Raw genomic sequence first — 23,173 nt, 5'->3', positions numbered from 1 at the left:
CCAGGTCAATACACGTCGCGGCGGTAGCGTCCGGCCGCCAGCAGGGCGTCGAGACCTTCTTGGCCCAGCATTTCTTGCAGTACAGCATCGATTCCTGCCGCCATGCCTTGCAGGCTGCCGCACACGTAGACGATGGCCCCTTGCGCCAGCCAGTCGCGCAGCGTCCCGGCGTTGGCGCGCAGGCGGTCTTGCACGTATTCACGCTTGCCGGCATCGGCGCCATCGCGCGAAAAGACGCGGTCCAGGCGCGCCAGGTGGCCAGCGTCCAGCCAGCCTTGCAACTCTGTGCCGCAGACGCTGTCAAAAGCTTGCTGGCGCTCGCCGAACAGCAGCCAGTTGCGGGCCAGTCCCGCCCGCTGGCGCGCGCGCAAGTGCGAGCGCAGGCCGGCCAGGCCGGAACCGTTGCCGATATAAATGCAGGGCACGTCGACCAGGGCGGGGGCGAAGGCCGGATTGGCTTGCAGGCGCAGGCGGATGATGGCGTCCAGCGGGGCGAAGCGGGTCAGCCAGCCGGAGCCGAGGCCATGGCCTTGATTTTCCTCGCCCGCATGGCGTTCCTGGCGTACCAGCAACTGCAGTTCGCCATCGGACGGCAGCGAGGCGATCGAGTAGCTGCGCGGCGCGTGATGGGCATTGCTGGCATCACCATCGCTGCCGTCTGCATTGCAGGGAATGATTTCCGCCAGCGCGCCCGCTTCCCAGCTGGCGCCGGCCGGGCCCGTCAAGGTGATTTCATGCAGTTCGCCGCTCTGGCTGCCCGGGTTGAGCAGCACGCGGCGCGCCAGGCGCCACTCGGCATATGACGCTTCTTCCTGCACGCCGATGGCGTCGATGGCGCTGCCGCTGCAGCGGGCCAGCGCTGTGGACCAGTCGGCCAGGGCGGCGGGGTCGTGCTTGTCCACTTCGATCAGGGGGAACAGGGGCGTGGCGCCCAGCGTTTGCAATTGTTGCGCCAGCGCATGGCCAAAGCCGCAGAAGGCGCTGTAATGGCGGTCGCCCAGGGCCAGCATGCCGAATTCCAGGCCCGCCAGCGGCGTGCCGGAGGTTTGCTGCAGCAGGCGCGCGAAGCGGCGCGTGCCGTCCGGCGCCTCGCCTTCGCCAAAGGTGCTGGCGACGATCAGGGCCCGTTCGTACTGGCGCAATTGCGCGGGATCGAACTGGTCCAGCGATTGCACGTCGACGGCCACGCCCGCCTGCTGCAGGGCGCGCGCGCTTTCCAGGGCCAGGCGCTCGGCTTGTCCTGACTGGCTGGCGTAGGCCACCAGGGTGGGCAAGCCCGTGTCCGTCTTACCCGGCGCGCCGGCGCCCAGCATGGCGCGCTGCGCCTGCACGGCGCGTTTCGCCTTGCGGCGGCCCAGGTACAGCATCCAGCCCGTGATGGCGAACAGGGGCAGGCCCAGGCTGGCCAGGGTGACGATGATGCGGCCCGGCAAGCCAAAATACGTGCCCATGTGCAGCGGATAAATGATGTTGACGAGGCGCGCACCCAGCGCTTGCTGGCTGTACGGTTCGTTTTCCGTCACCGCGCCGTCGGCCGCTGCAATGCTCATGCGGCTGCGCGCCCGCTCGTGCGGCGCGTCGCTGGCCAGCCACGTGAATTGCACGGCTTCGCCGGCGCGTGTCGGCAGGCGCACGCTGGCCAGGGTCCAGCCGGGGGCGTGCTGCTGGAAGCTGCTCCAGGCCGGACCGAGGTCGACGGCAGGCGCTTCTTTCTTTTCCCTGGACTGGCCTTGCTTGCCCGGCGCTTGCGCCACGCGGGGCGGCTTGCCGGCCCAGGCGTCGATATTGTCGCGCACCACGTCATAGCTCCAGTAAATGCCCGTCAGGGTCAGCGCCACGTAGACCACCAGGCACCAGGTGCCGGCCACGGCGTGCAGGTTCCACAGGAAGGAGCGGCCTTTTAATGCAGGGTCGAAGGTCAGCCAGGTGCGCCAGTCCAGCGGACGGCGGGGCCAGCGCAGATACAGGCCGGACAGGGCCAGTCCCAGCAGGCACAGGGCCAGCGCGCCCGCCACTTGCCGGCCCGGATCGCGGGGCAGCAGCAGCCAGCGGTGCAGCGATTCCGTCCACTCGAAAAAGCCCGCGCCCGTCAGTGCCGGCTGGGTGGCGCCCGTGTAGGGGTGGACATAAATGGACTCGCCGCGCCGCTGGCCATTCTTCGGCGCGAAGAAGACGCGTGGCGCCGCGCCCGCTTCGGCATACATGGTGATGGAGGCGACGCGCTGGCCATGTTCGTCAGCGGCAATGTTGCTCAGCTGGCCAGGCGTCAGCGGCGCGCGCGTCTCCACGGCGACATGGCGCACGCCGGGGTTCATGACATCGAGCAATTCATCCTTGAACGCCAGGGTGGCGCCGCTCAGGCCGATGATCACCAGCACCGTGCCGGCCGTGATGCCGATAAACCAGTGCAATTGAAACCACGCCTGTTTCCAGCTCCAGTGCCAGCGCCGTTGCGGCGGGTTGGCGGCAGGCAGGCGTTGCTGTTGGCGGGTCTCCGGCGCCTCGTCGGCGCTGGCGCGCAACTGGGGTTGTGGAAGGGAGGAGGTCGTCATGGCGGCTTTCGATGGCGCCGCCATGCAGAGGCGTCAGGCATGGCGGGGAAGAAGGAAGGCTGACATTTTAACGCAAACGAGAATCATTCGCAAATGATGAAGCATTGGCACTGTTGCGCAAAATGCCCGCGCCAGGCCAGGATGATGCTTTTGATAATTTACATCGTCGTGAAATTGTGTGAAAATGAAAATCATTCTCATTCGTGATGCAATGCTGACCCACTTGACCGGCAAGTATGGCAGCCCCTTTGTTTGTTTGCCCGTGTCCACCATTTCTCCCTCCCTCGATACCTTTAGCGACCTGTACGCCAGCCACCATGGCTGGCTGTATAACTGGCTGTGGCGCAAGCTCGGTTGCCGCGACGGTGCGGCCGACCTGGCGCAGGACACCTTCGTGCGCATGCTGGCGACGCAATCGGCGGACAGCCTGCGCGAGCCGCGCGCCTACCTGAGCACGGTGGCCAATGGCTTGCTGGTCAACCACTGGCGCCGCCTGACCCTGGAACGCACGTTCCTGGCGGCCCTGGCTAGCCATCCCGAAATGACGGCGCCGTCGCCGGAAGAGCGGGCCCTCGTGGTCGAAGCCCTATGCCGCATCGACGCCATGCTCGATACCCTGTCGCCGCGCGCGCGTCAGGCCTTCCTGCTGGCGCAGCTCGACGGCCTGACGTATGCGCAGATCGCCGGCCAGCTGGATGTATCCGAACGCATGGTGAAAAAATACATGGCGCAAGCCATGCTGCAATGCATGCTGTGCATGGATGATGCCGCCTAAGCCAGGCACCGCCATGCCGCCGGCCGACTACGCCATCCTGCAGGAAGCGGCCGAATGGTTCGCCGTGCTGCGCGGGGACGATGCCGGTCCTGCCGACCAGCAAGCCTGGGAGCGCTGGCATGCCAGTTCGCCCGCCCACCGCGCCGCCTGGCGCAGGGTGGAAGCCGTCAGCGCCGAATTTCGCCAGGTGCCGGCGGAACCGGCGCGCCAGGCGCTCGACGCCGCAGGCCCGCGCCAGAGCGACGCCGCGCGCCGCAGCCTGGTCAAGGGCTTGCTGGCGCTGTGCCTGACTGCCGGCACGGGCGGCGCCGCGCTGCTGCGGCGCGATACGCGCAGCTGGGTTGCCAGCCTGCATGCGGGTGAAAAAACGCCGGTCGGCACCATCCGCCAGCTGGCGCTGGCCGACGGCTCGCAACTGTGGCTGAACACGGCAACGTCCCTCGACATCGATTACAGCGACGCGCTGCGCCGCATCGCCCTGCATGGCGGCGAAATCTATCTTTCCTCCGCGCGCGACAGCCGCCAGCCGGCGCGCCCGCTCGTGGTCGACACCGTGCACGGCCGCCTGCGCGCGCTGGGCACGCGTTTCAGCGTGCAGCCGCAGGGCGATGCGACCTTGCTGGCCGTCTACGAGGGCAGCGTCGAGGTGGCGCCCCGCGATGGCGGCGTGCCGCGCATCGTGCCGGCCGGCCAGCAAGTGCGCTTTGGCGACGGCTTCATCGGCGAGCCATACGCCGCCGACCCGAACGGGGCCGCCTGGATCGAGTACCGCCTGCAGCCGGAGCAGATGCGGCTCGATGATTTCCTCGCGCAACTGTCGCGCTACCGGCGCGGCCACCTGGGCTGCGCGCCCGAGGTGGCCCACCTGCGCCTCGTGGGCAGCTACCCGCTGGCCGATACGGACCGCATCCTGGCGGCGCTGGAAGCGACCTTGCCCGTGAGAGTACATCGCCTGCATGACTGGTGGGTGACGGTGGAAGCCCAGCTGCCGCAGTCAAAATAGTAAATGAGAATATTTCTCAAAAAGTAGTTCCCTTTTTGAAAAGTTGTTTGGCAAGGTAGAAGTAAGCTGCTCAACATCAATAAGGAATGCCGTGCCGCCGTACCTTGTCTCCCTGCCGTTTGCCCGCCGTCTGCTGCCGCTGTCCCTGGCCGCGGCGCTGCTGGCCGTGCCTGCCATGCATGCGATGGCAGCGGCGGCGGAAGAGACCGTGCACAGCTTCCGCATCGCCGCCGCGCCCCTGGGCCAGGCCCTGCGCCAGTTCGCGGGCCAGGCGGGAATCTTGCTGTCGGCCGAGGGCGGCTTGACGCAGGGCAAACGCAGCGCCGGCTTGAACGCCACCGTGGCCACGGGCCAGGGCTTGCAGCAATTGCTGGCAGGAACGGGCCTCGTGGCCGTGCAGTTGCCGGACGGAAGTTACATCGTGCGCCTGGCCCCGACGCCCCTGCGCGCCGACCTGGACGGGGAGGGCGCCGGCTTGCAAGTGCTGGCGCCCGTCACCGTGCAGGGCAGCGGCGACGATGGCTACCGCCGTACCAGTTCTTCCGCCGCCAGCCGCAACGACACGGCCCTGCATGACACGCCGCAGGTCGTCAGCGTGGTGAGCCGTGAATTGATACGCGACCAGGACATGCGCACCCTGGCCGACGCCATGCGCTACATGCCGGGCGTGGGCACGGCCGCAGGCGAGGGCAACCGCGATACGGCCGTGATGCGCGGCAACAGCTCGACATCGGATTTCTATCTGGACGGCATGCGCGACGACGTGCAGTACTACCGCGATTTCTACAATATCGAAGCGGTCGAGGCCATCAAGGGGCCGAACGCCCTCGTCTTCGGCCATGGCGGCGGCGGTGGCGTGATCAACCGGGCCACCAAGCAGCCGCAGTGGGTCGATGACGGCGAAGCAACGCTGAGCCTGGGCGCCTGGCGCAACGGGCGCGCCGCCATCGATCTGCAACAGGTCGTGAAAGGCGACGTGGCCGTGCGCGTCAACGCCATGGCGGAAAACAGCGGCTCGTTTCGCCAGGGCGTCAAGGTGCGCCGCAGCGCCGTCAACCCCGTCGTGGCCTGGCGCCTGTCGCCGCGCACCACCGTGCAAGCCAGCTATGAACATTTTCGCGACGACCGCGTGACCGACCGGGGCCTGCCGTCGTACCGGGGCCGGCCGTTCGACACGGACCCGTCCACGTTTTTCGGCATCGCCGGCAGCAGCCCGTCGTGGGCTTACATCGACGCGCTGGGCGTGACCATCGAGCATGCGTTCGCCGGCGGTGCGGTCTTGCGCAACCGCACGCGCCTGGCCGATTACGACAAGCTGTACCAGAATGCCTTTCCCGGCCCCGTCAGCGCGGATGGGGCCAGCGTGACGGTGCTGGCGTACAACAGCGCCACCTTGCGGCGCAACCTGTTCAACCAGACGGACGTGGAGTGGACGGTCAGCAGCGGCGCCGTGCGGCACCGCCTGACGGCGGGCGGGGAACTGGGCCGCCAGACGACGGACAATCTGCGCAACACCGGCTATTTCACCACCCTGGGCGAGGGCGTCACGCACATCAGCCTGCCCACTTCGCACCCCGTGACGGACTTGCCCGTGACCTTCCGCCCCAGCGCCACGGATGCCGACAACCATGGCGTGGCCGACACGGCCGCCCTGTACCTGCAGGACCAGGTCCGTTTCAGCCCGCAATGGCAGGCGATTGCCGGCCTGCGCTACGAGCGCTTCGCCGTCGATTTCGTCAACCGCCGCAATGGCGCGCGCATCGCCCGCACGGATGCGCCGTGGTCGCCGCGCGCAGCCCTGATCTATCAGCCCGTGCCGGCCCTGTCGCTGTATGCCAGCGTCAGCCAATCGTTCTTGCCGCGCGCGGGCGAACAGCTGGCGTCATTGACGCCCAGTAACGCCGTGTTTGAACCTGAACGTTTTCGCAACGTGGAAGCGGGCGTGAAATGGGAAGCCACGCCGGACCTGTCGGCCAGCGCGGCCCTGTACCGTTTGACGCGCAGCAAGGTCGCCGTCACCGACCCGAATGACGCCACGCGGGCCATGCTGGTCGATGGCCAGCGCAGCGAGGGGCTGGAACTGGAAGTGAAGGGCAAGGTCCAACCCGGGTGGAGCATCGCGGGCGGCTATGCCTGGCAGCGGGCCGTGTTGACGGCCACGCAATCGGCCACGGCATTCGAGGGGGCCACGGTGGCCCATGTGCCCCGGCACAGCCTGTCGCTGTGGAACCGCTACGATTTTTCGCCTGCCTGGGGCGCGGCGCTGGGCATCATTGCCCGCAGCGCCGTGTATGCGTCCGTGTCGAATACGGTGGCGCTGCCGGGATTTGCCCGCGTCGATGGCGCCGTCTACTTCAAGCCGCAAGGAAATTTTCAGCTGCAGCTGAATGTGGAAAACCTGTTCAACAGAAAATATTTTGCCTCCGCCCACAGCAACGACAACATCGCGCCCGGCTCGCCCCGGGCGTTGCGCATGACGGCGCTGTGGCGGTTCTAGTTTTGTCGTACCCAAGCAATCAACGAGCCAGCCAGGCGCCACGGCGCAGTAGCCAGCCATAATTTAATCCATCCGATAGAGTGAAAGATAGCGATGACATTGAAAGACCAAGCGGGCGCCGCCAAGCCGGCAGCCCTCATCCGCAGCCGCAAGCACCACACCACTTCCGCGCCACGCATGCATGGCACGGCCCTGGCCGCGTTTGCCACCCTGGCCATGCCGCTGGCGCTGCACGCGCAAACGGTGGACAAGCCGCAGCAGTTGCAGGAAGTCAAGGTCGTGGGCACGGCTGACCGCCTGATCCAGGCGCCCGTCAAATCGGCCAACGACAAGCTGACGGCGCCGCTGCTGGACACGCCGAAATCCGTCACCGTGATTCCTGCCGAAATCATTTCGCAAACGGGCGCCGTCTCGCTGACGGATGCGCTGCGCACCGTGCCGGGCATCACCATCGGCGCCGGCGAAGGCGGCAACCCTGTGGGCGACAACCTGTTCATCCGCGGCTACAACGCGCAAACGGATACGTATATCGACGGCATCCGCGACACGGGTTCCCAATCGCGTGAAATCTTTGCGCTGGAACAAATCGAAGTCGTCAAGGGCCCGAACTCTGCCTACGGTGGACGTTCGTCCGCGGGCGGCGGCGTCAACCTGATCAGCAAGACGCCGAAAGTCGACAATTTCACCAACGCCACCGTGGGCCTGGGCAGCGCCAAGTACCGCCGCGCCACGGCCGACGTGAACCGCGTCATCAGCGACGACGTGGCCGTGCGCCTGAACGTGATGGCGCATGACGCCCATGTGGCCGGCCGCGACTACATCAATGGCGACCGCTGGGGCATCGCGCCATCGATCACCTTCGGCCTGAAATCGGCCACGCAGGCGACCCTCAGCTACTACCACATGCAGTCGAGCGAATTGCCGGACACCGGCTTGCCGTTCAACAACCCGTTCTCGTCGGGCGCGAATGTATCGAAAAATGGCAACGGCACCCCCGTCAACGTGCCGCGCGACACCTTCTATGGCCTGGTCAACCGCGATTTCCGCGACACGCAAAGCGATATCGGCACCATCGACGTGCGCCACGACTTCGGCAACAAGTTGATTTTGCGCAACGTGACCCGTTACGGCAAGACCAGCAACGACTACGTGTGGACCCAGCCCGATGATTCCAAGGGCAACACCATGCTGTACGGCACCGTCTGGCGCCGCGCCAACACGCGCACGACCGATACGGACGCGCTGGCCAATGCGACCAGCCTGGGCGGCGAATTCCTGGCCGGCGGCGTGAAGCACACCTACACGGTGGGCCTGGAAATCGGCCGCGAGGAAACGGATCGCAGCTCCTATATGTTCAGCCCGGGGGCGAACAACCCGCTGGAAAAAGTCGGTTCCAACTGCCCGACCTATGGCGCGGCCACCCTGTACAACTGCGCACCGTTGCTCAACCCGAACGCCAACGACCCGTGGGTCTACACGCGCACGGTGTCGCCGGCACGCACGAATATCGTCACCAACACGCGTTCCGTGTACGGCTTCGACACCATCGAGTTCACGCCGCAATGGCTGCTCAACGTGGGTATCCGCTGGGATGACTACAAGAGTTCGCTGAACACGCCGCAATACACGCTCGACGGCAAGACCACCGCCGCCACCAGCGCCAAGGTGCACGCCACCTTCGCCAGCTACCAGGCGGGTCTGGTGTACAAGCCATCGACCAACAGCAGCGTGTATGTTTCCTACGGCACCTCGTCCACGCCACCGGGCAATGACGGCGGCGACGGCATCGACGGCTTGACGGTCGCCATCCAGAACCTGAAGCCGCAGGAAAGCAAGAGCTTCGAGCTGGGCACGAAATGGGAAGTGCTGCCGGGTGGCCGCCTGTCCGTGAGCGGCGCCTATTTCCAGAGCGACATGAGCAATGCGCGCGTGACGGCACCGGACGGCACCACGCAAAACGTGGGCGACAAGCAAGTCAAGGGTATCGAGCTGGGCGTGAGCGGCAATATCACCAAGGAATGGTCGGTGTTCGGCGGCTACACGCACCTGAACGCCATCGTGGAAAACAATGGCTACGTCAATACGGGCACGACGGCGGTACCCGTATATGCACCGTCGCCATACAACGGCAACCAGTTCCCGACGACGCCGAAAAACAGCGCCTCGCTGTGGACGTCCTACCTGGTCACGCCCGCCATCACGGTGGGCGGCGGCGTGAACTACGTCGACAAGGTCTACGCGAACGTGGCCAACAACAAGTTTGCCCCGGCCTACACGCGTTTCGACGCCATGGCCAGCTATGTGGTCAACCGCAACGTGACCCTGCAGCTGAACATCCAGAACCTGACGAACAAGCTGTACTTCGACAAGGTTTCCTCGCCGCATTACGCTGGCGTGGCACCGGGCCGCTCGGCAACCCTGACGGCCAACATGAAGTTCTGATGTTTGCCGGTTTGAGGTAGCGCAAGGCGCCGTTCCAGTAGTCGGGAACGGCGCTTTTTTTCATTTCCCGGTTCCCTTTTGCGCTTCTCGCTTGGCAATGTCAGTAGAGCAGAACGCACAAGCGGAGAATCCCATGCAAGACATTCAATACCAGGGCGATGGCCGCGTGTTCGAGCGCTTGCGCGCCGTGCGCCTGCGCCCGACCAGCGCGCGCATCTGCATCTTGCAAGTGCTGGCCGGCACGCAGCGGCAAGCGATGAATGCGGAAAGCATTTATCAGCAACTGCTGCACATCGGCATTGCCGTCAGCCTGGGCACGATTTACCGCGTGCTCAAGGAAATGGAACTGGCCGGCTTGCTGCTGCGCGAGCGCGAGGCTAGCGCCAGCGGCAACAAGGCGCGCTACCTGATCAAGCCGGACCAGGTGGAAACGGACAGTTGCTACCTCGTGTGCCGCGTGTGCGAACGCAGCGTGCTGGTGCAGGATGCGCCGCTGGTGGAGCAGCTGCGCCAGGTGGCGTTGGCGCACGGCATGGACATCGGCGCCAACGTGATTTCCGTGCAGATGCGCTGCAGCCAGTGCGCCGGGGAAGCGCAAGCAGGGCGGGGCAAGCCCCTGCGGGCCGCCTGACGGCGCCGCCTTTTGATGCGGCGCAACATTGCTGCAAGGCCATCCGCCGCCTCGCCGCGCGCATTAGGCGCTACAATAGGGAATCTCTTTATTCTCCCTGACTCGTCTTCTGCTGCCATGACCACTTCCACACCGAATCTCGTCGTCACCCCATCCGCCCACCCCCTGTCCGACGCCGAACGCGCCGCGCGCATGGTCAATCCCGCCTTCGGCCGCATCTTCACCGACCACATGGTGGTGATTCCTTACCGCGACGGCAAATGGCAGCAGGGCGAACTGAAGGCTTACGGCCCGCTGATGCTGGACCCGTCCGCGTCGTCGCTGCACTACGGCCAGGCCATCTTCGAAGGCTATAAGGCTTTCGCGCAGCCCGATGGCAGCATCAAGACTTTCCGTCCGGAACAAAACGCGGAACGCTTCAACCGCAGCGCCGCGCGCCTGGCCATGCCGGCCATTCCTGTCGAGCTGTTCCTGGAAGCGGGCGACGCGCTGATTGCGCAAGACCGTAACTGGGTGCCGAAGAACACGGGCGAGAGCCTGTACATGCGTCCGCTGATGATCGCCACCGACCCTTACCTGGGCGTGCGTCCATCGGAAGAATACCTGTTCGTGCTGTTCGCCTCGCCGGCCGGCGCCTATTTCCCGAAAGGCGTGAAACCCGTCACCGTGTGGATCAGCGAAGACTTCGTGCGCGCCGCGCCGGGCGGCACGGGTGAAGCCAAGTGCGCGGGCAACTACGCGGCCAGCCTGATGGCCCAGTCGCAAGCGCAAGAGAAGGGCTGCGACCAGGTCGTCTGGCTGGACGCCGTGCACCGCGAATTCATCGAAGAAATGGGCGGCATGAACTTGTTCTTTGTCTACCAGGATGGCGAGAAAGTCACCGTCGTGACGCCGGAATTGACGGGCACCTTGCTGCCAGGCATCACCCGCCGCAGCCTGCTGGAAATGGCGAAAGACCTTGGCTATGCGACGGAAGAGCGTAAATTGTCTGTCCAGCAATGGCGCGACGACATCGCCTCGGGCCGCATGACCGAAGTGTTCGCCTGCGGCACGGCCGCCGTCATCACCCCGGTGGGCGTGGCCAAGGCCAATGGCTTTGAAATGACCATCAACAACAATGAAAACGGCGCCGTCACGCTGGCCCTGCGCGAAGCGCTGCTGGGCTTGCAGCATGGCACGGCGGCTGATACGCATGGCTGGATGCACAAGGTTTGTTAATCAGTTTGTTTGATTGATACCGCGCCGGCACTCAGTTGCCGGCGTTTTATATTCTGAAAGGGAAACCCGATGCAATTGAGAACTGTCTTGCCCGCGCTGGCCGCCGTGTTCATCAGCCTGTCTGCCGGCGCCGTCCACGCGGCCGACGCCAGCTGCGCCATTCCCCGCAACGTCAGCTACTACGATTACGACGTCAAGCCGTCGGACGAGAAAAACACGTGCTACAAGCAAAGCACCAACGTGCCCACCGATTACTTCATGCTGGCGCTGTCGTGGTCGCCAGGATTTTGCGACAGCCAGCGCCGCCGTGGCGCCGTGTCGAAAAAGGCTGCCTTCCAGTGCGCCGATAGCAATCACTTCGGCTGGATCGTGCATGGCCTGTGGGCGCAGTCGAACAACCCGGCCAGCTGCGACGACATTTCCGTGACGCCGCCGCGCAAGACGGAACTGCACCCGCGTTACTGCAAGGGCAATTTGCCGAAGCTGGCGCCGTCCGAGATCCTGCCCTATATGTGCATGCAGCCGGGCGAAGCCTTGCTGCAGGGCGAATGGGAAAAGCATGGCGCCTGCGATTTCGATACGGCCAAGCAGTATTTCGAGAAGGAACGCGAGCTGTTCCAGGCCTTGAAGTTGCCGGACTCCAGCATGCCCAAGAATGAGTTGTTCCAGTGGATGAAGCAGCATAATCCGCAATTGAAGGGCCGCTGGCTCGGCTATGAAAAGCATTCGGGCGAGTTGCGCATCTGCTACTCGAAAGATTTCAAGGTCATCGATTGCCAGAAGTAAGCTGGCCTGTCCTGCAGGTTTCTTACATACATGTTAGTGTATTGGCCGGATCAGCAAGATGAACAGGTAGTGTATGCAGCAGTCTATGCGGCAGCAAACGCAAGCCGTGATGGTGGGCGAGGACGGCTTGCCGCCCGGCGCCCGTGTATGGGCCATGCTGGCGCTGGCCATCGGCGTGGGCATGGCTTCGCTCGATACGGCGATCGCCAACACGGCCTTGCCGGCCATCGCCGGCGAGCTGCACACGACGCCGGCCGCTTCCGTCTGGATCGTCAACGTGTATCAGCTGGCCATGGTGGCGACCCTGCTGCCGTTTTCCGCGCTGGGTGAAATCGCCGGCTACCGGCGCGTGTTTATCTCCGGCATGTTCCTGTTTACGTTGGCTTCGCTCGCGTGCGCGCTGGCCTGGTCCTTGCCGTCGCTGGTGGTGGCGCGTTTGTTCCAGGGCGTCGGCGCCAGCGCCATGATGAGCGTCAATACGGCGCTGCTGCGCGCCCTGTACCCTAAACACTTGCTGGGCCGCGCGTTCGGCAACAATGCGCTGGTGGTGGCCGTCGCGTTCGCCATCGGGCCCACGGCCGCCTCCTTGATCCTGGCGACGGCCTCGTGGCCGTGGCTGTTCGCCATCAACGTGCCGCTCGGCGTGGCCGGCTTCTTCCTCGCCAGCCGCATGCTGCCGGCCACCAAGTTGTCCGGGCATACCCTCGATGCGCGCACGGCGCTGTACAACGTGGGCGCCTTCGGCTTGCTGATCCTGTTGTTTGGCGACGCGGCCCATCACGCGGCGCTGTCGACCTTGCTGCCGGAACTGGTGGCGGTGGTGGTGTTCTTTGTTTTGCTGCTGCGCCGCCAGGCGGGGCATGCGGCGCCCATGCTGCCGATCGACCTGTTCCGCCGTCCCCTTTTTTTGCTGTCGTCGCTGACGGCCATCTGCACGTTTGCCGCGCAGGGGCTGGCCTTCGTCTCGCTGCCGTTTTACTTTGAAGTCACCCTGGGCCGTTCACCCGTCGAGACGGGCTTTTTGATGACGCCATGGGCCGTGCTGGTGGCCGTGATGGCGCCCGTCGCCGGGCGCCTCAGCGACCGCTATTCGCCGGGCGTGCTGGGCGGCATCGGCCTGGCGGCGCTGGCCGGTGGCTTGCTGACACTCGTGTGGATACCGGCCCACCCCAGCGTGTTCGACATCGGCTGGCGCATGGCCCTGTGCGGCATCGGTTTCGGTTTCTTCCAGGCGCCCAATCTGAAAGCCATCATGGGTAGCGCGCCGCCCGAACGGGCCGGCGGCGCCAGCGGCGTGGTGGCCACGTCGCGCCTGATCGGGCAAGCGACGGGCGCGGCGCTGGTCGCGTATTGCTTCACGGTTTCCGCCAGCCGGGGCACGACGTATGCGTTGTGCCTGGCGGCAGGCTTCGCCGCCGTGGCCAGCATCGCCAGCTTCTCGCGCCTGGTGGTGGCGCAGCCGGCGTGGCTGACAGGCAAGGGCAGCTAAGCCTAGACGTCGATGGCCTTGTCCGACTGCATGCGCTTGCGCAATTCGAACTTCTGGATCTTGCCCGTCGACGTGCGGGGCAGGGGACCGAAATAAATGGCTTTCGGCACCTTGAAACCGGCCAGGTTGTTCTTGCAGAAGGCGATCAATTCCGCTTCCGTCACCGTGCCGCCTTCGCGCAGCTCGACGAAGGCGCACGGCGTCTCGCCCCATTTTTCGTCCGGCTGGGCGATGACGGCGGCGGCCAGCACTTGCGGATGGTGGTACAGGGCGTCTTCCACTTCCACGCTGGAAATATTCTCTCCGCCGGAAATGATGATGTCCTTGCTGCGGTCCTTCAGCTTGATGTAGCCGTCCGGATACATGACACCCAGGTCGCCCGTGTGGAACCAGCCGCCCGCGAACGCTTCTTGCGTCGCCTTTTCATTCTTTAAATAGCCCTTCATGCAGATGTTGCCGCGGAACATGATTTCGCCAATCTGTTCGCCGTCGGCCGCCACGTGCTGCATGGTTTCCGGGTCGATCACGGCCACGGCGCTTTGCAAGTGGTAGCGCACGCCCTGGCGTGATTTGAGTACGGCGCGTTCTTCCTGCGACAGGGCCGCCCACTCGTCCTGCTCGGCGCAGATGGCGGCCGGGCCGTACACTTCCGTCAAGCCATACGAGTGGATCAGGTCGAAACCCATGGCTTCGATCTTCGCCACCATGGCCGCCGGCGGCGGCGCGCCAGCCACCATGCCGCGCACGGTCCAATCGATGCCGTCGCGCCAGTTGGCGGGCGCGTTGGCCAGCGCTGCGTGCACGATGGGTGCGGCGCAATAGTGGGTGATGCGCAATTCGCGCATCAGGTCGAACACGAGCTTCGGCTCGAACTTGCGCAGGCACACGTTGACGCCGGCGCGGGCGGCCACCGTCCACGGGAAGCACCAGCCGTTGCAGTGGAACATCGGTAATGTCCATAAATACACGGCATGCTTGGGCATGTCCCACTCTAATATGTTCGACAGGGCGTTCAACGCCGCGCCGCGGTGGTGGTAGACGACGCCTTTCGGGTCGCCCGTGGTGCCGGACGTGTAGTTCAGGGCGATGGCATCCCACTCGTCGGCGGGCGGCTGCCAGTCGTAATCGGGGTCGCCGCTGGCCAGCAAGCTTTCGTAGTCGAGGTCGGAAAAGGCGTCCACTTCCGGTCCCAGCACGTCGTTGACCTGGATCACGCGCAAGCCGGGAATCTGCGCCGCCATCTGGCGTGCCAGCTCGGCAAATTCCGTATCGGCCAGCAAGACTTTCGCCTGGCCGTGGCGCAGCATGAAGGTCAGCGAGGCCAGGTCGAGGCGGATGTTCAGGGCGTTGAGGACGGCGCCGGCCATCGGGACGCCGAAGCTCGCTTCCACCATGGCGGGCGTGTTCGGCAACATCACGGCGACCGTGTCGCCCGTGCCCACGCCCAGTTTGACGAGGCTTGACGCCAGGCGGCGCGTGCGCGCATATGTTTCACGCCACGTCTGGCGCACGGCGCCATGTGCAATTGCCAGGCGATTGCCATATACTGCCGCTGCCCTGGCGATATAGTCGAGCGGGGTGAGGGCGGCGTAGTTGGCGCTGTTTTTGCCGAGGCAGGTATTGAAATCAGGTGTCATGCTTGTCTCCTGGTAAATAAAATTCTATAGCTCCCTGTTTCGGGATTGATACCGGTTAGCATAGCACCGGTGCTGGAAAATCACTGTCATCTTAGTGACAACTGAAGGGTGGAATGGATAGCAACGATAGTGTAGGCCTTGCCGTGCCAGAACTCGACAGCCACGACTGGTTCACGGCCCTCGACGCGCGGCATCAGACCCTGTTGCGCGCCGACAGCGTGCTGCGGCATTACGAGGCGGGCGCCTTCATCACGCGGCGCGGCGAACCGTCGGCGCACTGGATCGGCGTGCACACGGGCTTGATCAAGCTGGCCGTCTACAATGCCGATGGGCGCGGCGCCACGTTTTCCGGCGTGCCGGCCGGCGGCTGGTGCGGCGAGGGCAGCGTGCTCAAGCGCGAATTGCGCCGCTACGACGTGGTGGCTGTGCGCGCATCGAGCATCCTCCTTGTGCCGGTGGACCTGTTTCACCTGTTGCTGGCCGAGAGCCTCTCCTTCAATGCCTTCGTCATCCGCCAGTTGAACGAGCGCATGGGCCAATTCATCGCCACCATCCAGAACCAGCGCCTGCTGGCCGTCGACGCGCAAGTGGCGCAAGCCATCGCGCAACTGTTCCACCCCATGTTATACCCGCGCACGTCCAGCGTGCTTGAGCTGTCGCAGGAAGAAATCGGCTTGCTGACGGGCATTTCGCGCCAGCGCGTGAACCAGGCGCTGGGCCATCTGGCAGAATTGAACCTGATCAGCATCGCCTACCAATCCATCCGCGTCGTCGACCTCGACGGCTTGCGCCGCTACGGCGTGGCGTCACTGTGATGACAGACCCGGCGCGCGATGTGTGGCATGCTGGCGGCTCGTTCACCACCTTGACCTGACGCATGGCCCTCGTTTCCGATCATCCCTTGCACTTGCTGGGCTTGCGCTTTCCGCTCCGGCTGCGCGTTACCGTGCGCCAGGGTTTTGTGACTTTGCACAATGAAATCGCCACCAAGAAACTGGCCAGCGGCGACAGTTTCGTCGTGCCCGCCTTCTTGCGCTTTGCCTGCGACGTGATGCCGGGGCGGGGCAAGCCGGCCGTGTTCACCCTGGCGCTGGAAGGCGAGGAGGCGGAGGGCGGCCACGGCGGCGGCAAGCGCTGGAGCCAGGCGCTGGCGCAGCACATCTTTGATACGCCGCAAGGCAAGTGGACGGCGGCCCGCCTGGCGGCCCTGTGGCAAGTGACGCCGCACAAGGCGCGGGCGCGCCTGTTTGCCGAGGGCGAGGCACTGCTCAGTCTGGTGCGCGAACAGCGCCTGGCGCACGCGCTGCACACGGCGGCGCAGGCGGATGCCGACGGCGAAGACGGCGAACGCGACCTGGCGCAAGTGGCGGCCGGTTCCGGCTTTGCCTCGATCCCCGCGTTTTGCGACGCCTGCGTGGACGTGGCGGGCGTGCGTCCCAGCCTGTTCCTGCGCGGCCAGGCGCCCGGATAGCCAGACTCCGTTATAATCGGGGCCATGGGATCATTATTGAAGCGCAAACAGTGGCATATGTGGTTCGCCTGCCTGGCGATACTGCTCAATGCGCTGTCGCCATCCCTGTCGTATGCGTTTGCCTCGCTGCACGCCAACGCGAACAATGCCGCCGTCGAGATCTGCTCGGCCAGCGGCGCCGTCTACACGCAAGCGGACCTGGCCCCGGCCGCCAAGTCCACCACCGATTCCGTGCTGCACCACATCGAGCATTGCCCGTTTTGCATGAGCCATGCGGGCAGCGTGGGCTTGCCGCCATCGTCGTCATCGACGCTGCCCGTCATCACGGGCCACGACCTGTATCCGCCCCTGTTTTACCAGGCGCCGCGGGCTCCGTTCGCGTGGCTGGCCGCCAGCCCGCGCGGCCCCCCTGCGGCTGCCTGAACGCAGCCGTCACGCTTTCCACGTCTTAACTGTATCCACTACGCCCATCGGGCCAGAATGCCATGAAACGTCGTCTTTTCCTTCTCGCCGGCACGGCGGGATTGCTCACGCTTGCCGCTTGCGAACAAGCGCCCAAACCCCATTACAACGGTCTCGACTTGACGGGAGGCGATTACAAGCCCGACTTCAAATTGAGCGGCCCCGACGGCAAGGTCTACACCCTGGCCGACTTCAAGGGCAAGTATGTGATGGTCTTCTTTGGCTTTACGCAATGTCCGGACGTGTGCCCGACAGCGTTGTCGCGCGCGCTGGAAATCCGCCAGAAGCTGGGCGCCGATGCCGACAAGCTGCAAGTGATCTTCATCAGCATCGACCCCGAGCGCGATACGCCCGAGTTGCTGGGCGAATACATGCGCGCCTTCGACCCCAGCTTCCTCGGCTTGCGCACGGACCCGCAGGCGACGGCGCAGACGGCCTTCAATTACAAGGTCTTCTACCGCCGCGTGCCCAGCGGCAGCTCGTACACGATGGACCACACGGCCATCAGCTATGTGCTCGATAACGAGGGGCGCATGCGCCTGGGCTTGAAGCACCAGTTGACGGGCGACGAGTGCGTGCAGGACATCAAGACCTTGATGAAATCGAAATACACCTTGTAACTATCACGAAAGGAATAATCATGACCCATGTCAAAACCCTGCTGGCTGCGGCCCTGACCGTGCTGTCCTTCTCCGCCATTGCCCAGACGTCCGTGCAAATCACCGACCCGTGGGTGCGCGCCACCGTGCCGCAGCAAAAAGCCACGGGCGCCTTCATGCAGATCACGGCGCCGAAAGCCATGCGCCTGCTGGAAGTGCGCTCGCCCGTGGCGGGCGTGGCGGAAATCCACGAAATGAGCATGACGGACAATATGATGCGCATGCGCCAGGTCAAGGAAATCGCTTTGCCAGCCGGCAAAGCCGTCGAACTGAAGCCGGGCGGCTACCACGTCATGCTGCTGGAACTCAAAGGACAGGTGAAGGCGGGCGACAAGATTCCGCTGACCCTCGTCGTCGAAGGCGAGGACAAGCGCCGCGAAACCATCGAAGTCAATGCCGTGGCCCGTCCGCTGGGCGCCGCCTCGGCCCCGATGCCGGCGATGAAGCATTAAGCTGCCGATACGCCCTTGAAAAGCCCGGTTCGCCGGGCTTTTTTGTGTTCGCCTGAAAGTTAAACGGCTGTTTGATATAATGCCATCCAATATTAAACAGCTGTTTAAACGATGGGAATGGCATGACGGAAGAAAAGAGAAGCGACCAGGAAACGGAACCGGCCCGCGCGCGCATCCTGCAAGTGGCGGTGCAGCTGTTTGCCGACGAAGGCTACCGGCTCGCGTCCGTGCGCCGGATTTGCGAAGCGGCCCACGTCAACGTGGCGATGGTCAATTATTACTTTCATGGCAAGGAAGAGCTGTACCTGGCCGCCTTCGACCATGCGCGCGCGCTGGCGCGTGCCTCGGCCGCTGCCGCGCCGGAAGCCGGCCCTGCGGCAGCCGTGGCGCCCGTGGAACAGTTGCGCCTGGCGATACAATCGATGGTATTCGACATGCTGCGTCCGGGACCGGCTTCGCTGTTCAGCCGCCTGGTGGCGCGCGAACTGATCGAGCCGACGGCCGCCATCCACATGCTGGCAGACCGCGATGTGCGCGCGCACCATGCGCTGTTTACGGGCTTGATCCGTGGCGTGGTGGGGCAGGCCATGCCGGCGGACGTGGTGCAGAAATGCGTGTTCAGCGTGATCGGCCAGGCCGTGTTCTACGCCCGTTCTCGCATCGTGCATGAACTGGTGGCGCCGGAAATCACCTATGACGAGGCGGGCACCGCCAGCATTGCGCAGCATGTCGCCGCGTTCTCGCTGGCCGCCCTCGATGGCTTGCGCCGCCAGCATGCCGCGCAGGCGGCCGCATGAAGGCGCGCAACCTGACCCTGGTGCTGGCGGGGCTGGCCATGCTGGGCCCGTTCGCCACGGATACCTTCCTGCCGTCGTTTCCCGCGATCGGCACGCATTTCGACGTCAGCAGCGTGCTGGTGCAGCAGACCCTGAGCGTCTACCTGGCCGCCTATGCCTTCATGACCTTGTTCTACGGCACCTTGTCCGACTCCTTCGGCCGCCGTCCCGTGATCCTCGCTTCGCTGCTGATCTTTGCCGTGGGCTCCATCGGCGCCGCCTTCGCGCCCAGTTTTGGCTGGCTGCTGTTCTTCCGCGGCATGCAGGGCGCCTCGGCGGGGGCGGGCCGGGTGATCGGACAAGCCATCGTGCGCGACAGTTTGTCAGGCGCGGCCGCGCAAAAGATGTTGGCCAATATCATGATGGTGTTCGGCATCGCGCCCGCCATCGCCCCCATCATCGGCGGCTGGCTGCATGTGGCCTACGGCTGGCAATCGACGTTCGTCTTCACGTTTTCCGTCACCGTGCTGCTGGCGCTCGCCTGCCTGAAAGGCTTGCCGGAAAGTCTAGCCGTCGAGCAACGCCAATCCTTCCACCCAGGCAACATCGCGCGCAATTACTGGCTGGCCTTGCGCCACCGCGCTTTCCTGCTGCGTTCGCTGGCCGTGGCCTTCGCGTTTGGCGGCTTTGCCCTGTACATCGCGTCCGCGCCGCATTTCATCCTGGAATTGCTGCGCTTGCCGGAAACGGCGTTCGGCTGGATGTTCATCCCCATGGTGGCGGGCCTGGTGGGCGGCTCGGCGCTGTCGGGCAAACTGGCCCATGCGGTGAAAAGCACCGTGCTGGTGCGCTGGGGCTTGCTGGCCATGGTCGCCACGGGAGCGCTCAACATTGCATATAACCATTGGTTCGCGGCCAGCATCCCGTTCGCCGTCGTGCCCGTGATGCTGTACGCGTTCGGCATGTCGCTGGCCTTGCCGGGCATGACCATGTCGACGCTCGACATCTTCCCGCAGATGCGGGGCCTTGCCGCCTCGTTGCAAAACTTCGTGCAAATGCTGGTGTTTGCGCTGGTGTCCGGTTTTGTCGCACCGTTGCTGTTCGACAGCGCATTGAAATTGGCGCTGGGACAGGCTTCGGCCGTGGCGCTGGCCGCGTTTTTCTGGTGGCTGGGCACGCGCCAGGACGCGGCGCAGGGCGCGATGGGAGTTGCCAAAACAGCATGAGCGGAGTTTGAAAAGGATGGCATGCTTTCTGCTTTGTTACACTGTGACAATCAGACCCGCGAGGGTCTAAGCAGTTTTGCAACTTTACCTTTGGCTATCATGCACTTGATTAACTCCAGTTTGAACCACGCCTTGCGCGTGCCGCTGGCCGCGGAAATCCACTCGCGGCCATTCTTGCAGCTCGACGCCCCCGAGCTGATCACCCATCTGGCCGTGTATAAAGATGACAGCGCGGCGCCGGGTGCGTCGAATATGGCGGCCCAGCACGCCACCCTGGCGGCCCTGTGCACGCATTTCGGCGTCACGCCGCCAAGCACCGAAGCCAAGTATTTTTATTACGACTTCGGCCGCTTCCGCCTGAAATGGGAATGCCACACGGAATTTGCCACCTTCACCTTCGCCGAGCATCCCGGTAGCGCCTTGCCCCTGGAGCAGGCGTTCGAGCGCATGCCTTTGGCGCAATTGCCGCAGCAATGGCTGGCGGGCTTGAAGGGCAAGCTGATGGTGGCGGCGCACGTGGTGCTGGAGCAGGCGACCGAGCCGGCCGAGATTTTCATGCAGGGCTTGTCGCGCGTGTTCGAAGGCAATACCCTGGCCGGCAGCAAGGTGCTGCAGGGCGGCGAATTGTGGACGGATTTCACCATCCAGTCCGACGGCTTCAGCCGTTTCGTCATCCGCGACGCGGGCATGCGTTCGCAGCAGTCGGGCCGATTGGTGCAGCGCGTGCTGGAAATCGAAACCTACCGCATGATGGCCTTGTTGGGCTTGCCTTACGCCATGCAGGCGGCGCCATCCTTGAATGCCATCGAGAATGAATTGGCGACCCTGGCGGCCGCCATGGTCGACACGGACGATGCCCCTGGCCTGGTCAAGGCCGATGAAGGCGTGGCCGAACAAACCTTGCTCGACCGCATCACGCGTTTGGCGGCCCGCATTGAAAAGCTGTCGCTCGACAATAGCTACCGTTTTTCCGCCTCGAAAGCCTACATGGGCCTCGTCAAGGCGCGCATCGACGAGTTGCGCGAAGTGCGCATCGAAGGCATCCCCACGGTCGAGGAATTCATGGACCGCCGTTTGACGCCCGCCATGAATACGTGCGCAGCGATGGCCAGCCGCCAGGAAGCGATGGCCCAGCGCATCGCCAACACGAATGACTTGCTGCGCACGCGCGTGGGCATCGTGCAGGAGTTGCAGAACCGGCAAATCCTGCAATCGATGAACGCCCGCGCCGCGCAGCAGCTGCGCCTGCAGCAAGCGGTGGAAGGCTTGTCCGTGGCCGCCATTTCGTATTACGTGATCGGCCTGTTCAGCTACACGGGCAAGGCGGCCAAGGTGCTGGGCTTGCCCGTGAATCCGGAAATCCTCGTCGGCGCCCTGGTGCCGTTCGTGGCGGCCGCCGTGTGGCTGGGACTGCGCCGCATGCACCACAAGCTGCACGCGGACTGAACAGGACGACATCGCGCTGTCATTTTTGCTATCTTTCAACATTCGACCGTCAGGTGTTTTGAAAAGGAAGTTGCGTGCTAGCGAATGTTGGAGATGTTTACAGTGTGTTTTCGCCCGAGCTGCAGCAGTATGTGGCTTGCCAGGTCACCCGCATCAAGGATGCATCCTCGTCCAGGCCGGTAGCTGCCGTGCTGGAGCTGGACTGGACCGGCGACGCCTTGCCCGATGCGGCGGCCGTGCAAGCCATGCGGCCGCTGCTGTGCGATTATTTCTTTTGGAACAATCGCCACGATCACTGCTATGCCACGGCGAACGTGCCGCCTGGCTATACGCTCGTTGGCAATATCGCGCCGCTGGTGGATGTGGAAGTCAACAGCTACCGCAGCGCCTGGTACGTGGGCGACAGCGTGCTGCGCCAGCGCAACTGGGAGCGCATCGATCCGCTGCGGCGCCAGCAGTTCAAGGCCGCGTCGGACAAGCGTGAAGTGACCTTGGGCGGCCATGTCTTCCGGCAAGACGCGACGAAAATCAATGACAGCGTCTTGCAGGCGCTGGGCGACGTGTCCGAGCTGGAGCAACTGCCTTGCCTGATGTCGATCGAGACGGGCAACGGCACGCAAGCCTTGATGGAGTTTATCCAAGGCAATCCCTTCATCAATGAGCTGGACTGGCAATCATCGACGGTGCATGCGCTCGATTTCAGCGGCAGCGGCCTGGAACGCCTGATCCTGCAGCCCGATGGCGTCACCAGCCTCGTCTTGAACGAAGGCTTGAACCTTCTCGCGCTGGACAGCGCGCCATCGCCGGCGCTGCGCATCGAAGATGGCGCCGATGGCCGCCACCTGACACTGCAGTGCAAGCACGCGCTGCCGCCGTTTCACGGCCTCGGCCAGCTGGGCGGCCTGTCGCTGATCGGCATGAAAGAAGTTGATCTGGCGCAAGTGGCGCGGCGTTTTCCCCATCTGACCTCCTTGCGCATCTGGGGCAAACCCGGAATGGCGTCGCAGATGGCCAGCCTTGCGCAGCTGACCCGGCTGCGGACGTTCACCGCCTATGACCTGTTCGGCTTCACGGCGGAGGAGTTCCCATCGGCCGCGCAATTGCCGCAGCTGTCGGCCTTGTGGCTGACCAGCTTGCCAGCCGATGTCGCCAAGGCCATCAAGGCCGGCTACAAGAAAGCGGCGGCGCAGGGGCTGGACTTGTCGGTCACCAAGGCGCGCAAGCCGGAATGGCTGGCTGAAAACCTGCTCAACCCGTTCCGCGACTGGGATGGCCGCGAGCAAATTTCCCCTGCGTATGCGAAAAAGGCGGCGCTGGCCTACAAGAACATGCTGGCCGTGACGCGCAGCATCGATGCGGCCATGGCGGCGACGGCCGCCGCCGCCGCGCTGGAAGCGATGGTCACCGCCTATGTGGAGGCATTCAACAAGATCGAGCGGCGCGCCAGCATCATCGAGACGGTCGAGCGCGAGGAAATCTACACGGTGCTGGCGGAATTGCTTGCCCAGCTGCGGCAGCAATTGCAGCAAGCGGGCGGGCAGGGAGCGGCACTCGTCGATGAGGCGGCCTTGCTGGACTTGTTCGACCGCTTGCGCGAATTCTAGGCTTGCCGGCAATCTAGAAAAAAAGTTCTAGACAGGGCGTTCTAGAC

19 protein-coding genes are annotated in these 23,173 nt (G+C 64.4%); 17 read left to right on the top strand and 2 right to left on the bottom strand.

Translation table 11 applies throughout. The features are described from left to right. Window positions 1-5: 5 nt before the first annotated feature. Entirely contained in the window at window positions 6-2,552 is a 2,547-nt protein-coding gene (locus tag O0879_RS07625; protein WP_289915734.1) for a sulfite reductase flavoprotein subunit alpha, read from the bottom strand. A gap of 184 nt (window positions 2,553-2,736) precedes the next feature. Between O0879_RS07625 and O0879_RS07620 the strand changes: the two genes are divergently transcribed. The 8 genes from O0879_RS07620 to O0879_RS07585 all read left to right on the top strand — a co-directional run bounded on the left by O0879_RS07620 (window position 2,737) and on the right by O0879_RS07585 (window position 13,393). Next, window positions 2,737-3,327 (top strand): sigma-70 family RNA polymerase sigma factor, encoded by a 591-nt coding sequence (locus O0879_RS07620; RefSeq protein WP_289915733.1) that lies wholly within the window; start codon window positions 2,737-2,739, stop codon window positions 3,325-3,327. After that, a complete protein-coding gene (locus tag O0879_RS07615) occupies window positions 3,314-4,330 on the top strand; it encodes a FecR domain-containing protein (protein WP_289915732.1) in 1,017 nt (338 codons plus the stop codon). The genes O0879_RS07620 and O0879_RS07615 overlap by 14 nt, the downstream gene beginning before the upstream one ends. Before the next feature lie 91 nt (window positions 4,331-4,421). Continuing rightward, window positions 4,422-6,827 (top strand): TonB-dependent siderophore receptor, encoded by a 2,406-nt coding sequence (locus tag O0879_RS07610; RefSeq protein ID WP_289915731.1) that lies wholly within the window; start codon window positions 4,422-4,424, stop codon window positions 6,825-6,827. A gap of 93 nt (window positions 6,828-6,920) precedes the next feature. After that, the gene (locus O0879_RS07605) at window positions 6,921-9,269 is read left to right on the top strand and encodes a TonB-dependent siderophore receptor (protein WP_289911539.1); all 2,349 of its coding nucleotides are present in this window, start codon (window positions 6,921-6,923) and stop codon (window positions 9,267-9,269) included. A 133-nt stretch (window positions 9,270-9,402) separates the two neighbouring features. Then, window positions 9,403-9,900 carry a transcriptional repressor gene (locus O0879_RS07600; protein WP_289915730.1) on the top strand — a complete coding sequence of 166 codons (498 nt, stop codon included), beginning with the start codon at window positions 9,403-9,405 and terminating at the stop codon, window positions 9,898-9,900. A gap of 117 nt (window positions 9,901-10,017) precedes the next feature. Further along, on the top strand, window positions 10,018-11,118 hold the full coding sequence (locus O0879_RS07595) for a branched-chain amino acid aminotransferase (protein WP_289911536.1): 1,101 nt from the start codon (window positions 10,018-10,020) through the stop codon (window positions 11,116-11,118). A gap of 69 nt (window positions 11,119-11,187) precedes the next feature. Then, window positions 11,188-11,904: a hypothetical protein gene (locus O0879_RS07590; protein ID WP_289915726.1), complete on the top strand. Its 717-nt coding sequence runs from the start codon at window positions 11,188-11,190 to the stop codon at window positions 11,902-11,904. A 73-nt stretch (window positions 11,905-11,977) separates the two neighbouring features. Next, window positions 11,978-13,393 carry an MFS transporter gene (locus O0879_RS07585; RefSeq protein ID WP_289911533.1) on the top strand — a complete coding sequence of 472 codons (1,416 nt, stop codon included), beginning with the start codon at window positions 11,978-11,980 and terminating at the stop codon, window positions 13,391-13,393. A gap of 2 nt (window positions 13,394-13,395) precedes the next feature. On the opposite strand, the gene O0879_RS07580 is transcribed toward O0879_RS07585, so the two are convergent. Continuing rightward, entirely contained in the window at window positions 13,396-15,030 is a 1,635-nt protein-coding gene (locus O0879_RS07580) for an acyl-CoA synthetase (RefSeq protein WP_289915725.1), read from the bottom strand. 113 nt (window positions 15,031-15,143) lie between these two features. Here O0879_RS07580 and O0879_RS07575 point away from each other — a divergent pair, with 113 nt between their 5' ends. From O0879_RS07575 to O0879_RS07535, 9 genes are all read left to right on the top strand, one after another. Continuing rightward, window positions 15,144-15,845, top strand: coding sequence for a Crp/Fnr family transcriptional regulator (locus O0879_RS07575; RefSeq protein WP_251351247.1), 702 nt, complete (start codon window positions 15,144-15,146; stop codon window positions 15,843-15,845). A 62-nt stretch (window positions 15,846-15,907) separates the two neighbouring features. Further along, window positions 15,908-16,501 carry a hypothetical protein gene (locus O0879_RS07570; RefSeq protein WP_289915723.1) on the top strand — a complete coding sequence of 198 codons (594 nt, stop codon included), beginning with the start codon at window positions 15,908-15,910 and terminating at the stop codon, window positions 16,499-16,501. Between the two features lie 57 nt (window positions 16,502-16,558). Next, window positions 16,559-16,924, top strand: a complete 366-nt coding sequence (locus O0879_RS07565; RefSeq protein ID WP_289911530.1) for a DUF2946 domain-containing protein — start codon at window positions 16,559-16,561, stop codon at window positions 16,922-16,924. Window positions 16,925-16,986: 62 nt separating this feature from the next. After that, on the top strand, window positions 16,987-17,583 hold the full coding sequence (locus O0879_RS07560) for an SCO family protein (RefSeq protein WP_251351250.1): 597 nt from the start codon (window positions 16,987-16,989) through the stop codon (window positions 17,581-17,583). Window positions 17,584-17,603: 20 nt separating this feature from the next. Further along, the gene (locus O0879_RS07555; protein WP_251351251.1) at window positions 17,604-18,074 is read left to right on the top strand and encodes a copper chaperone PCu(A)C; all 471 of its coding nucleotides are present in this window, start codon (window positions 17,604-17,606) and stop codon (window positions 18,072-18,074) included. A gap of 122 nt (window positions 18,075-18,196) precedes the next feature. Next, the gene (locus O0879_RS07550) at window positions 18,197-18,871 is read left to right on the top strand and encodes a CerR family C-terminal domain-containing protein (protein WP_289915718.1); all 675 of its coding nucleotides are present in this window, start codon (window positions 18,197-18,199) and stop codon (window positions 18,869-18,871) included. Beyond that, window positions 18,868-20,076 (top strand): multidrug effflux MFS transporter, encoded by a 1,209-nt coding sequence (locus O0879_RS07545; protein WP_289915715.1) that lies wholly within the window; start codon window positions 18,868-18,870, stop codon window positions 20,074-20,076. Before O0879_RS07550 ends, O0879_RS07545 begins: the two co-directional genes overlap by 4 nt. A 99-nt stretch (window positions 20,077-20,175) precedes the next feature. After that, window positions 20,176-21,522, top strand: a complete 1,347-nt coding sequence (locus tag O0879_RS07540; RefSeq protein WP_289915713.1) for a DUF3422 domain-containing protein — start codon at window positions 20,176-20,178, stop codon at window positions 21,520-21,522. A 104-nt stretch (window positions 21,523-21,626) separates the two neighbouring features. Further along, window positions 21,627-23,126, top strand: a complete 1,500-nt coding sequence (locus O0879_RS07535; RefSeq protein ID WP_289915711.1) for a hypothetical protein — start codon at window positions 21,627-21,629, stop codon at window positions 23,124-23,126. The last annotated feature ends 47 nt before the right edge of the window (window positions 23,127-23,173 follow it).

It is taken from the genome of Janthinobacterium sp. SUN120 (assembly GCF_030397735.1).
In the GTDB taxonomy this organism is placed as follows: Bacteria; Pseudomonadota; Gammaproteobacteria; order Burkholderiales; family Burkholderiaceae_D; genus Janthinobacterium; species Janthinobacterium kumbetense.
This window is presented reverse-complemented; position numbering and strand designations above follow the sequence as displayed.

Excerpts from the sequence above, each read along its gene's own strand:
- O0879_RS07580 (WP_289915725.1), bottom strand. The coding sequence starts at position 15,030 with ATGACACCTGATTTCAATACCTGCCTCGGCAAAAACAGCGCCAACTAC.
- O0879_RS07555 (WP_251351251.1), top strand. The coding sequence starts at position 17,604 with ATGACCCATGTCAAAACCCTGCTGGCTGCGGCCCTGACCGTGCTGTCC.
- O0879_RS07575 (WP_251351247.1), top strand. The coding sequence starts at position 15,144 with ATGGATAGCAACGATAGTGTAGGCCTTGCCGTGCCAGAACTCGACAGC.
- O0879_RS07590 (WP_289915726.1), top strand. The coding sequence starts at position 11,188 with ATGCAATTGAGAACTGTCTTGCCCGCGCTGGCCGCCGTGTTCATCAGC.
- O0879_RS07550 (WP_289915718.1), top strand. The coding sequence starts at position 18,197 with ATGACGGAAGAAAAGAGAAGCGACCAGGAAACGGAACCGGCCCGCGCG.
- O0879_RS07600 (WP_289915730.1), top strand. The coding sequence starts at position 9,403 with ATGCAAGACATTCAATACCAGGGCGATGGCCGCGTGTTCGAGCGCTTG.
- O0879_RS07595 (WP_289911536.1), top strand. The coding sequence starts at position 10,018 with ATGACCACTTCCACACCGAATCTCGTCGTCACCCCATCCGCCCACCCC.
- O0879_RS07615 (WP_289915732.1), top strand. The coding sequence starts at position 3,314 with ATGATGCCGCCTAAGCCAGGCACCGCCATGCCGCCGGCCGACTACGCC.
- O0879_RS07625 (WP_289915734.1), bottom strand. The coding sequence starts at position 2,552 with ATGACGACCTCCTCCCTTCCACAACCCCAGTTGCGCGCCAGCGCCGAC.
- O0879_RS07560 (WP_251351250.1), top strand. The coding sequence starts at position 16,987 with ATGAAACGTCGTCTTTTCCTTCTCGCCGGCACGGCGGGATTGCTCACG.
- O0879_RS07570 (WP_289915723.1), top strand. The coding sequence starts at position 15,908 with ATGGCCCTCGTTTCCGATCATCCCTTGCACTTGCTGGGCTTGCGCTTT.
- O0879_RS07540 (WP_289915713.1), top strand. The coding sequence starts at position 20,176 with ATGCACTTGATTAACTCCAGTTTGAACCACGCCTTGCGCGTGCCGCTG.
- O0879_RS07565 (WP_289911530.1), top strand. The coding sequence starts at position 16,559 with ATGTGGTTCGCCTGCCTGGCGATACTGCTCAATGCGCTGTCGCCATCC.
- O0879_RS07545 (WP_289915715.1), top strand. The coding sequence starts at position 18,868 with ATGAAGGCGCGCAACCTGACCCTGGTGCTGGCGGGGCTGGCCATGCTG.
- O0879_RS07620 (WP_289915733.1), top strand. The coding sequence starts at position 2,737 with ATGAAAATCATTCTCATTCGTGATGCAATGCTGACCCACTTGACCGGC.
- O0879_RS07605 (WP_289911539.1), top strand. The coding sequence starts at position 6,921 with ATGACATTGAAAGACCAAGCGGGCGCCGCCAAGCCGGCAGCCCTCATC.
- O0879_RS07585 (WP_289911533.1), top strand. The coding sequence starts at position 11,978 with ATGCAGCAGTCTATGCGGCAGCAAACGCAAGCCGTGATGGTGGGCGAG.